The sequence below is a fragment of the Pseudoalteromonas sp. S4741 genome, from assembly GCF_005886135.1.
In the GTDB taxonomy this organism is placed as follows: domain Bacteria; phylum Pseudomonadota; class Gammaproteobacteria; order Enterobacterales; family Alteromonadaceae; genus Pseudoalteromonas; species Pseudoalteromonas tetraodonis.
In genome coordinates, this window is record NZ_PNCN01000019.1 from 73,379 (window position 1) to 85,039 (window position 11,661).

Genomic DNA, 11,661 nt, shown 5'->3' on the forward strand with positions numbered 1-11,661 from the left:
TACCATTTAAGATTTAGTCACTGCGAACATCTTGTTTCGCTGTCTTTTTATATTAGTACCGCGCTCAGGGCGGTAAGTCAACACCAAATTCAATTCAAAATAATTATAAAAATACACTTACTCAGGTTTTAAAATTCAATTAAGCGAGGTTAAATAGATTTTTTATCCCTTCATTTCAACTCAGGAAATTCACTATTCTTATAACACTGAATTCTGGTTTGATTAATTTTTAGTAAGCCACCTCATTTTTATCTAACAAAATTAAAATAAATCGATTTCTTAAGAGTTTCTTAAGCCTGGCAGCCTAGCATAACAACGTTCACGAAAAAGAGGCGTGTTATGAACCCAACTTTCAAACTCAGTAAGCAACCGCAAGAAAATACTAAAAAACGCTTTTATTTTAATTGCAGTGCTAATGCATTCATTATTTTTATGGCTTGTTATTACGGCTTAGTTATTAATATTCCATTTATGCATGGTGCGTTTAGCGCTATTACCTCGTTGCACACATTTTCATGGCTATTTTTGTTTTCTGTGCCGTTACTACTGATTTGTTTGTTAATCATATTCTTTTCAGTGGTTTCTATTCGGGGAATACTAAAACCCATTAACTACTTGCTGCTAGTGCTCTCGAGTGCGGCGTTATATGGCTCATTGAACTATGGTGTGGTGTTTGATTATTCCATGATACAAAACACCGTCGAAACTGACTCTAGTGAAGCGTTAAGCTATTTAAACCTGCAACTCGTTGGCTTTTTACTGCTTTTTGCCGCATTACCTGTCTTTATTTTGAGTAGAATAAAAATAAACTGCGCCCGCCCATACAAAGAAGTTATTAGTCGTCTTAAACTGCTTTTAGCAAGCTTTGCACTGATTGCATTAGTGGTCGTTAACTTTTACGCCGATTACGCGGCAACGGGTCGTAATAACCGTATTCTTAAAAAAGAAATTATTCCATTTCAATATCTCTCTAGTGGCTACAAATACGCCCGTGACCAGTTACTTTATAGCGATATTGAATTTAAAAATATTGATACCACGCCAACTTTAGCATCGCCAAGTACAACACGAGTTACTGTCATCGTGGTAGGTGAAACCGCTCGAGCTGAAAATTTTGCCTACCAAGGCTATGAGCGTAATACCAACCAATACACGCAAAAACATAATGTCACTTATTTCGATAACGTATCGTCGTGTGGCACGGCCACAGCAGTGTCAGTACCATGTATGTTTTCACTGCAAACTCATGCCAATTTTTCTCGTTTAGACAGTGATAACCAGCAAAACGTAATTGATTTGATACAACAAGCAGGCGCAGATGTCTTATGGGTTGATAATAACAGTGGCTGTAAAAACGTCTGCACGCGCGTACCTACCATTAATATTGATACCAAAGCATCTGAACTATGTGATGGTAAATACTGTTTTGATGAAGCGTTACTAGCCCCTTTAAAGCACAAGCTTGCCAATTTGAGTCAGGCTAATACGGTTATAGTGCTGCATATGATGGGTTCACATGGCCCTACTTACTTTAAGCGCTACCCTGAAAAATTTAAACAGTTTAGTCCAACCTGCGACCGCAGCGATATTCAAAACTGTAGCGCTGAAGAACTGGTTAACACCTACGATAATACAATTGCTTATAGTGATTTTATCAACGCTCAAGTTATTGAACAGTTAAAGGCACTGCCAGCTAATATTGATAAGCAATTACTGTATGTGTCTGACCATGGCGAGTCGCTCGGTGAAAATGGCGCATACTTACATGGCTTTCCCTATGCATTTGCACCAACAGCTCAAACCCATGTGCCTCTTTACATCTGGGCTGATGAGCATAATCAGCGCATTACAGCCAAGTGTCTAAACAACTTAAATAGCACTTTAGCACAATCACACGACGCTATTTTTCATACCCTTTTAAGCTTAACCGGTGTTGCGAGTAAAACCTACCAAACCTCTGAAGATTTACTCGCGTCATGTCAAACGATTAACCATAGCGAAACTAAAATATGAATAATAAAACCGTTATAAAACGCCAAGGCCTAATGCGCCTAATTTTTACCTTAAGCCATACATTTAACGGCCTAAAATGGATGAGCCGATTTGAGGCTGCTTTTCAGCAAGAGTTGGTTTTATTTAGTTTGCTAGGCGTATTTGCCTGCTTGCAAGAAATTACTTTAAGTAGCAAATTAATCTTGATTGCCAGCTTATTGTTTGTGTTATTTGCTGAGTTGGTCAATACCGCAGTCGAAGTGGTGGTTGATCGCATCGGTAGCGAATATCATGAACTATCAGGCCTAGCTAAAGATATTGCATCCGCCAGTGTCTTTATCGCCATGCTTATTGCTATTTTAGTTTGGTGGTCTGTGCTATGGACTTAATCAGTAGCACTAAAAAAGTATTGGGGCCATTGTGGGTTTTAGCGGTATTTTTTTTCGCACTCCTATGCTTGCTAACTTTTGCGCGATTAGGTTTAAGTTTGTGGCAAAGTGGCCGTGTATTTACCGAAGGCGCCTGGCACTTTGTTTTTGTAGGCGGTTTACGTGTTGATATAGCAACATTATGCTACATCATAACCCCCGCTTTGTTACTAACACTTGCAGCACACGCTCTCAAATTAACTGCTTATATTCGAGGAGTCGTAAAGTGGTATTTAGTAATAATGGCTGCAATGTTAGTGTTTTTTGAGGTTATTACACCCACGTTTATTAACGAGTACGACTTACGCCCTAATCGCCTATTTATTGAATACCTTATTTATCCTAAAGAAGTCTCTAAAATGATTTTTTCAGGTTACAAACTCGAAGTCCTCTTCGCTGTTTTAGCGCTCTTTTTCACCATTAAATTTGCTAACAAAATTCTTACTCAGCAATGGCAAAACCGCTCGTCCCTAGGGGCAATAAAACTATCACTGTTAGCTGTTATTATATGTAGCCTAACACTGTTAGGCGCTCGAAATTCATTAGGCCATCGTCCATTAAACCCCGCTATGGTGGCATTTTCGACCGACCACTTGCTGAATGACCTCACGCTTAATTCATCATATAGCGTAGCATTTGCGTTAAAACAGCTCTCCAATGAGCAATCAAGTCAGGCATATTATGGCAAGGTCCCTCAAGAGGAGTTACTCGCCACAGTACGCAGTACCATGCAAAATCCTCAAGCAATATTTAATAATCCAAATGCCCCTACCCGTACTTTTCATCAGGCAAGCTACCAAGGTAAAAAGAAAAACCTGGTTATTATTCTGCAAGAAAGCTTGGGCGCTCGTTATGTAGGTACCTTAGGTGGCTTACCCTTAACGCCTAATATAGATACACTTTATCAACAGGGCTGGGGATTTGATAACTTATACGCTACCGGCACTCGCTCTGTACGCGGTATTGAAGCAGTTATAACCGGTTTTACACCGACTCCCTCACGCGCAGTTGTAAAACTCGATAAATCACAACGTGACTTTTTTACCTTGGCTAGTTTTTTAGCAAAGCAGGACTACCATACTCAGTTTATTTATGGTGGAGAAAGTCACTTTGACAACATGCGCAGCTTCTTTTTGGGTAACGGCTTTAGTGATATTGTTGATAGTGAAAGCTTCGATAACATTAACTTTAATGGTTCATGGGGCGCATCTGACGAAGATTTATTCACTCAAGCAGATAAAGAGCTGAATAAATTACAACAACAGCAAAAGCCATTTTTTAGTCTGATTTTTAGTAGTTCTAATCATAGCCCTTATGAATTTCCGGACGGTAAAATAGTCCTGTTTGAGCAACCAAAGCAAAGCCGTAATAACGCAGCTAAATATGCAGATTATGCCCTTGGCACATTCATTGAAAAGGCGAAAAAATCATCCTACTGGGACGATACTGTGTTTATAGTGATTGCTGATCACGACTCACGCGTGTCTGGTTCCAGCCTTGTACCTATTGATCACTTTAGAATTCCTGCGGTTATTTTTGGAAACGGTATTAAACCCAAACGCGATCATCAATTAGCCAGTCAGCTGGATATACCTACCACCTTACTGTCGCTTATTGGCGCCAGCGGTGAACACCCAATGATTGGTCACGATCTCACTCGCCCTGTGGCCAAAAACAAGCAGCGTGCAATGATGCAGTACGATAAAAACTTTGCTTACATGCAAAACGATAAAGTTGTTATTTTGCAGCCAGATAAACCGGCAACCACCTATATTTATAAAAATAAGCAATTACACCCCAAGCATAACGATAGCGCACTGATCAAGCAAGCTCGTGCGCTGGCTAATTATGGCAACATGGCCTACAGCAATAATTGGTATCAATAACACCGAAAAATGCCTGATTGATTAATCAAGCATTTTTACGTTACCTATAAAGTAAACTAAGTTAGTATTTATAAAACAACTTAAACTTGGATAGGATTTTATGAACGTGTCATTACGTATTAGTCAGTTATTTATGGTGTTATTACTTTTTGCCTTTAGCGTCAATGGCTATGCAGCACCGGCTCTATTCAAAATAGAAAAACAAGGCGCTAGCTCGTATTTATTTGGCACCGTGCATGTGGGCGATGTCAGCATGAAAGGGCTACCACAAAAAGTGACTCACGCACTGGATAACAGTAATCAAGTTGTTGTTGAAGTAGATATTAGTAAACTATCACCATTACAAATGCAGCAACGTTCTATGCCGTTTATGTTGCTTACTAACGGGCGTACGCTACAGAGCGAGCTTTCAGAAAAAAATTATCAACTCCTCAAAGACTACTTTGCTAAAAAATCGATTGACATTGCCATGTTCAACAGTTTTAAACCTTGGGCTGTCATGTTGACCATGATGCAAATTGAGTTTCAAAACGCGGGCTATTCAGATAAAAACGGTATCGATAAGCAAATACTCGAGTACGCGCAAAAGCACAGTATTAACATTGCGGAGCTTGAAACCATAGAGCAACAACTACAAATGTTTAATGGCTTAGAGTCATTAAGCAATGCCATGATGGCAGAAACTTTTGAGCAACTAAGCGATATTAATACCTACTTTATCACCCTAGTGGATGCATGGAAAAAGGGCGATATGCAAACCCTAACCAGCTATTACCACACCAGTTTTGATGACAGCCAATACGGTCAACAAAGCGAGCAAGTGATGCTGATTGAGCGCAATAATAATTGGGTCACTCAGCTCACGCCTAAACTTGAACAAGGTAAGGTGTTTATTGCGGTAGGTGCTCTGCACTTAGTTGAGCAGCATGGTTTAATTAAACAACTTCGCGACCAAGGGTTTAAGGTTACTCAGTTATAAACAAGCTTACATAAGCGTCTCACTATGAGCAGCTTGTTGCCCATAGTGAGCCGGTTTAAAATCTTCCATTTTTAAGGTGTGTTCAATCCCTTTAATGGTATCTGCTGCATGATGGTTTACATAAATAACGGTACTCGTTTTTGCAGCACACACCTTTTCAATCAGCAGTAAAACGCGTTGACGATTTGCCTCATCAAGCCCTAAACATGGCTCATCTAAAATAAGCAAAGCAGGATGTTTAACCATTGCGCGCACAATCAGTAATAGTCGCTGATCGCCATACGATAGCTGGGTAAAAGCGCTATTTGCTTTGTCACTTAACCCTATTAGTGCCAACCACTCTTTAGCTAAACGCGTTTGTAACTCACTGGCTTGTTGATATAAACCAATGCTATCGAAAAACCCTGAAATAATAGTATTAAGCGCCGAAATACTCACTCGATACTGCAAATGTAGCGTATTTGAAATATAACCAATGTGCTGTTTTATATCCCAAATACTCTCCCCTGTGCCACGCTTAAAACCAAACACCTCAATCTCATTGTTATAACACTGAGGGTTATCACCTGTAATTAAATTTAATAAACAGGTTTTACCTGAGCCATTTTTCCCGGTGAGTTGCCAGTGCTGATATTGGTTAATCGTCCAGTTTAAATTTTCAAAAATTGCTTGTTCGCTGTAACGCACATGGGCATTAGTGAGCTTAACGAGTGGCGTGTTTGTCGCTGATTTAAAACAGCATTCAGGCGCATCGGGAATACTTAATGATGTATGCTCTAAATGAAGTAATTTGAATAAATCCGCTCGTTTTGCTGCACACGGTTTTGCCAAGCTATGTTGTAAACGACCATTGCTCACATAAGCAAAGTGATCAACAAACGCTGGAATTTCGTCAACACGGTTTAGCACAAACACAAAGCAGGTTTGTGCGCTCAACTGCTGTAATAGATGGTTTAGCTGCCCAACCGATTCAGAGTCTAAGCCATCAAATGGTTCATCAAGCACAACTAAATCACAGTTAGCAGATAGCGCTTTAATTAATAATAATTTACGCGTTTCGCCAGTAGATAAATCAGTAAAATCACGATTAAGTAAGGCATCAAAATTAAAAGCGGTGATTAACTGTTGGCATAAATCGCTATTTATTTCAGGCTCAGCAAAGAGCATGTCCGTTACTTTTTGTGGCTTTTCACTTTTACGATGCGTGTTAAGTAACTGCTTTTGTAGATCACTTGACACTAATTGTAGTTTGTTAAAGGTACTATGACGTTGCCCGCTTTGTTGTTTTGCTTCACCAATTAACGCTGCTGCGAGTGCTGATTTTCCAGCACCATTCCCCCCGAGTAAGACCCAATGTTCACCCCGCTTTACTTGCCAAGTTAAATCGTCGATACAATACCGAGCACTGTCATCGGTAGATAAATAACCACTAAATTGCTGTAGTAAAATTGAGCGCACATTAGATCCCAAAACAGAGCTTAAAAACTCAAATTAACGTAATAAGGAATAATTAGGCAAGTGAGATTTAATCAACCTCAGGTAGAAAAGCATCGTTTAGCGCCGCGATTATGCTTTGCTGATCTATGGGTTTATGAATATGACCTATTGCTCCACAAGCTTTAGCGCGAGCAAGATCACTATCAGAGGTGTTTGCGGTAACCACAATAATCGGCAGTGTTTTATCGTTATCATGCAAGATTTTAGTAGCTTCAAACCCATCCATAACCGGCATATTTAAATCCATAAAGATAACGTCATAAGATTTTTTGGCGACCATTTCACACGCTATTTTGCCATTCTCAGCGCATTCTGCGTGTATGTTCAATGCGGTTAATAGCTAGTGAGTACCAGCATATTAAGTGGGTTATCTTCAACGACTAAACAATGTAAGTTACCAGGAATTGACGATGACTTGCTTAAAGTAGTATCCATCTCTAATGGTAATGTTAAAAATACAGATACCCCTTGCTGATGATTATTTTCAAAACGAATTTCACCCTTTAAGGCCTTAACAATATATTGTACACGGGTAAGCCTGTTCTGAGTCCTTGAAAATGGTTACATTACTCAGTGCTGTCTAATTCTAATTGCTCGATAAGGTGATCAAAGCCACAGCCGGTATCCTCGACGATCAACGATAGTTGGTTATTGTTGAGCGTAGCGATGACTTTCACCTCTCCTTGCTCTGTAAACTTTAATGCATTACTAAGTAGCTCATTAACTATTTGTTGTAAGCGTGCATGATCTACAATTACCGCGCAGTCTAAGCTCGCTGCTAACTCTCTGATTAACTTTAACCCTTTTTCAGTACAACCATATTCATACACAACTAACACTTTATTTATGGTGGTTAGTAAGTTGTCAGAGGTCGAGTTTAACGACCAACGATTTAAACTCAGCGCTTGTAAATCTTGTAATTCATCTAACATCGCCAACAACCTCGCCGAGCAATACCGAGCTTGGCGTTGTATACCCTGCTGTGAAGTGGGAATTTTTAGCTCATCAATCGAGGTAATTAACCCCTGTAATGGAGTTCTAAATTCATGACTGGCTCGTGCAATAAAGTGTTCTTTGTTATTACTTACCTGCTCTGCAAACTCTTTTTGTTGTTGATACTTTTGTAAGGTCTGCAGAACTCGTTTTTCCATCGGCATAAACACAAATCTAAGTTCTAAAAACAATAATGCCAGAGTAAAAAACCAACAAAGCAGTTCAATACTAGAGATCCAATCAACCTTTTTTACCGCTTGTTGCTCAAATAAGCTCACCGCAGTGTCTAATTTTTTAAGTAATGCTTCAACTTCGCCCACAGAATACGAAGCCAAATTAATAGGCTCCTTTTGAGAAACCAAATTTTTAGTTTGCGTTATAAAGGCCAACACTTCTGCATCTAAGTTGCTTGGGGAGGCATAATATAAATCAAATAAAGGTGTATTTAGATAAACTGCGTTACCTTGCTCATCTTTAGTGAGTAAATATTCATGGGCTTGTTCAAATAACTCAAGGGAGTGTTTTAACGATTGAAGATGTTGTGCGTGATTATCCGTTTGATTAATTAATGCATTGCTATGCCAAGCTATTTTTTGCGAAAGCATACGTTGCTTGCCAGCTATATTGATAATTTTTACATCGTATTTTTGCACTGAAAAGAAGTATTGCATCAGTAATGCAGATACGCTGACCAGTAAGGCAATAGCAACTAAAGCCCAACGGTAACGTTTGCGAATACTCTTAACAATGTTGAACCTAAACTAGGTTGCTTTTTTGTTTTAATTGTAGCCTAAGCTTAGCAAACTAATTACTAAATTATTAAATACAAAAAACCCAGCTAGTTAAGCTGGGCTCTTGTAACCGTTTAGCGTGTACCTAACGATTTTCTAGTCGATTATAATCAAACATGCCAAATTCAACCCCTCGGTACTGGCGGGCAACCTGATGTAAAATATCGCTGTATTGCCAAAATTGCGGGTGAGTTCGACGAATCGCAAACTTAGACTTTAAAGCGCGATAATCAGCTTCCACTTGCATTAGCGGTAACTCTTCTGCAAAGGCCGAAACCTGTTGGGCGTTATTTAAATACCAAATTGCAGAAGGGTAATCACCAATAAAGCCCGGAACAATTGTCACCGTATCTTCTTCATAGGCGCGCTGTCCATCTTCGTTTAGTAGGCTCGAAATATTATAGTGCGCGTTATGGTGAATAATCGTATAACCTGTGTGGCCATCCTGCTCTTTCACTAGCACATAAGATAGCTGTGGCAGTAAGTTAACTGCTTTAGCAGGCATGGTATTAATCGCACTTAATGGTGCGGGTACTTTTTTATAGTCATAACGAGGACTTAAAACGGGCTCTAATGCCTCTTTAATTAAGCCATATAGCTCTGATTGCGGTTCATCTGTTTGATAGTTAATACCGCTGGGTTGACTAAACTCACGATTGTTTTCAAAAAAGGTCGACAAACTAGGTGGTGATTTTCGATACCAACTCTGTTTAATTGTCTCTCGCTGAGTTTCAGGTAACAAAGCTAAAAAGTTGTGCTCACCCTCTAAACGTAAAAAGTCCATGTATAAGCGCGTTATTAATTGATGGCCAATATTGCCATACACATCAAAGCCCGCAACTAACAAGTAATGAATACGCTCAAACAGCGCGTAATCAAGCACCCACATAGTTTTAGGTTGTTGGCCAATAAAGCCTTTAACTACAGTTGCACTATCAAAGTGTCGAAAAATAGTCAGTGCCGCATTTTGATTGTGCCCATCCCCTTTCCACAATAAGTCAGTGGTTAAATGCTCGCCGTTTTTGAACAGATTATTAGCAAGCTCTACCTTGGCTTTTAAGTAACGTTTTTCGCGAACCGAGTATTTTACCCAATTAGAAATCGGTAACGCATTACTTTCCTCTGCTGCGGGCAACTCTAATGCATCCTCATGTTGTACCAGCATTTTACCTACCGCCGGAGTCGCTACCTTTTTAGGATCAGCAAACGCCACCCAAAAATGATCATTAATCACATTGAGTGCTATTTGACCACGACAAACAGGGCCTTTAATAAAGCCCATAATAATTAGCTCAGCTTCATCGAGCATAAATTGATATTTTGCATCTATAGGCAGTGCTTCAAACGTTTTAAACGGGTTTGATGCAAGGGTAGGCTCATAGCTTGGTAAACTAGATACAGTGTAATTTGGCGCAATAAATTGCTGGTAAATACGTGCCAACTTTTCATCATTAAGTTTAAGCGGTAAATGCGTTTTTGATAAAATAGTAGAACGGTCGTGAAGCAGTCGATAATAAACACGCTCAACGTTTGGGTTATCGTAAGGGCGACGAGAACTTATTAATTTAATGTCTTCACCAGGGGGAGTACTTGAGCGTACCAACTTAAAAAAGTTAGGTGATTGTGCATCACTAAAGTAGATGTGTGCTAAAAACCAATGCTCATAAATATAGCGCGCTGATAATTGGTACTTCAAACCATCTTGATTTAAAAATGCTTCCCAGTTTTTTACTTGCGCAAGCTCAGCAGCTGATGGCGGCTTGATGTGCGCCATTTTCCCGCCTTTTTTGATCCAGTTTTGTAAGTGCTGAAATTCAGCAGTAGTCACTCCAGGCAAGCCATAAGGCATACCCGCATGCGGTTGCTCATCCGCTAATTGGTCAAACTCACCCATCGTCGCACAACTTTGGTTGCGGCTAAGCGAAAAATCAAAACGTTCATCTAATACTTCATCTTCTGGCAAGGGTGAACTTTGCTTTAATACCAGCGTATTAAATAACACACTACCCGCTAAATTGGCTTCTTCAGTTTGTGCTCGCTCGTTTAATACCGGGCTAAATTCTTTATCTCGCCATTGCTCAGTCGTGGTTGCATCAAATAATAATCGGCTCGGCGTTGAGGCTAACAACCGAGTACCATCGTAAACCAGCTCTTTACTGAGACCTCTGTCGATACCTTCAGGAGAAGAGAGTTTTAATTGGCAAGGCGCATCATAACAGCCATGACAAACCACGCAGCGGTTATCGAGTACAGGCTTTACTTGCTGTAAAAACTCAGCCCCAGCACCGCTATTATGAGCAACTATACGATCTTGTGTGTGCTCAGGACCGAATAATTCATTGTAATGTGCATTACCTAAGTAAGCACAACCACTTAAGATAATCAGTACAAAAGTACCTATAATATTTTTTTTCATTATTCTGTCTCATCACCTAAATCGAACGTAGGCATCATATCGATTTGCGGTGATACAAATGTTAGGTTTTCAACAGTAGTCACCACAGCGCTTAATAGAGGCCCCTGTGTTATGGTTAATTGAGCATCATGCTCGCTATGCGCTACGGTAGCAAAGCTTGAATTGATGATATTCAACTCATAGTCTGCAATGCTAATGCCTATACTACTGTCAGCACTGGGGTTCTGGCATAGTTGAGTAAGTAGCTCATCACTTAAAATAACTGAAATTTCCAAGTCAGGCTGCGCTAAGTCACGGGTACTTAGTGTTTCATCTAGAATAAATAAAGGAAGGGTTAAATTGCTATCTTGTTGAAGTTCCATTGGACTCTCTGCGCTACTGACTATTTAATTATTACCTATTATAACAACGTTCCAACTTAAATAACGATAAACAAGCCTTAAAATAGTTTCGTTAATTTTTTAAGCAGCGATATCAATGCTGCTTTAAACTTCGTTACGACAACAACAGGAACGCCAAACTTCACTCACTAAAACCTGAAACCTGCAGCATTACAGTAATTGAGAACTCAACGATCGTTGCTACAAAGCACCTACGTCTAAGGTAACTGCGCCACCTTCACATGATGTAAATCGCAGCCATTAAAAAAGGCCACCTAAGTGACCTTTTTCTAACAATT

At 39.7% G+C, this 11,661-nt stretch carries 7 protein-coding genes and 1 pseudogene; 4 read left to right on the forward strand and 4 right to left on the reverse strand.

The window, feature by feature from the left end; translation table 11 throughout:
* Positions 1-339 precede the first annotated feature (339 nt).
* The 4 genes from CWC30_RS03150 (at position 340) to CWC30_RS03165 (ending at position 5,285) form a co-directional block, all read left to right on the forward strand.
* Positions 340-2,013 (forward strand): phosphoethanolamine transferase, encoded by a 1,674-nt coding sequence (locus tag CWC30_RS03150; RefSeq protein WP_036981038.1) that lies wholly within the window; start codon positions 340-342, stop codon positions 2,011-2,013.
* Positions 2,010-2,381, forward strand: coding sequence for a diacylglycerol kinase (locus tag CWC30_RS03155; RefSeq protein WP_008112748.1), 372 nt, complete (start codon positions 2,010-2,012; stop codon positions 2,379-2,381). The genes CWC30_RS03150 and CWC30_RS03155 overlap by 4 nt, the downstream gene beginning before the upstream one ends.
* Positions 2,372-4,306, forward strand: a complete 1,935-nt coding sequence (locus tag CWC30_RS03160) for an LTA synthase family protein (protein ID WP_138626396.1) — start codon at positions 2,372-2,374, stop codon at positions 4,304-4,306. The genes CWC30_RS03155 and CWC30_RS03160 overlap by 10 nt, the downstream gene beginning before the upstream one ends.
* A gap of 100 nt (positions 4,307-4,406) precedes the next feature.
* Positions 4,407-5,285 carry a TraB/GumN family protein gene (locus CWC30_RS03165; RefSeq protein ID WP_138626397.1) on the forward strand — a complete coding sequence of 293 codons (879 nt, stop codon included), beginning with the start codon at positions 4,407-4,409 and terminating at the stop codon, positions 5,283-5,285.
* Between the two features lie 6 nt (positions 5,286-5,291).
* Here the strand turns inward: CWC30_RS03165 and modF are convergent, their stop codons facing one another.
* From modF to CWC30_RS03185, 4 genes and pseudogenes are all read right to left on the reverse strand, one after another.
* Complete coding sequence (gene modF / locus CWC30_RS03170) at positions 5,292-6,743, reverse strand: molybdate ABC transporter ATP-binding protein ModF (protein WP_138626398.1); 1,452 nt, start codon at positions 6,741-6,743, stop codon at positions 5,292-5,294.
* A 67-nt stretch (positions 6,744-6,810) separates the two neighbouring features.
* Positions 6,811-8,524 (reverse strand): annotated as a pseudogene (locus CWC30_RS03175) (response regulator).
* Between the two features lie 127 nt (positions 8,525-8,651).
* Complete coding sequence (locus CWC30_RS03180) at positions 8,652-10,982, reverse strand: fatty acid cis/trans isomerase (protein ID WP_138626399.1); 2,331 nt, start codon at positions 10,980-10,982, stop codon at positions 8,652-8,654.
* On the reverse strand, positions 10,982-11,344 hold the full coding sequence (locus CWC30_RS03185; protein WP_036981026.1) for a hypothetical protein: 363 nt from the start codon (positions 11,342-11,344) through the stop codon (positions 10,982-10,984). Before CWC30_RS03185 ends, CWC30_RS03180 begins: the two co-directional genes overlap by 1 nt.
* Positions 11,345-11,661: the final 317 nt, after the last annotated feature.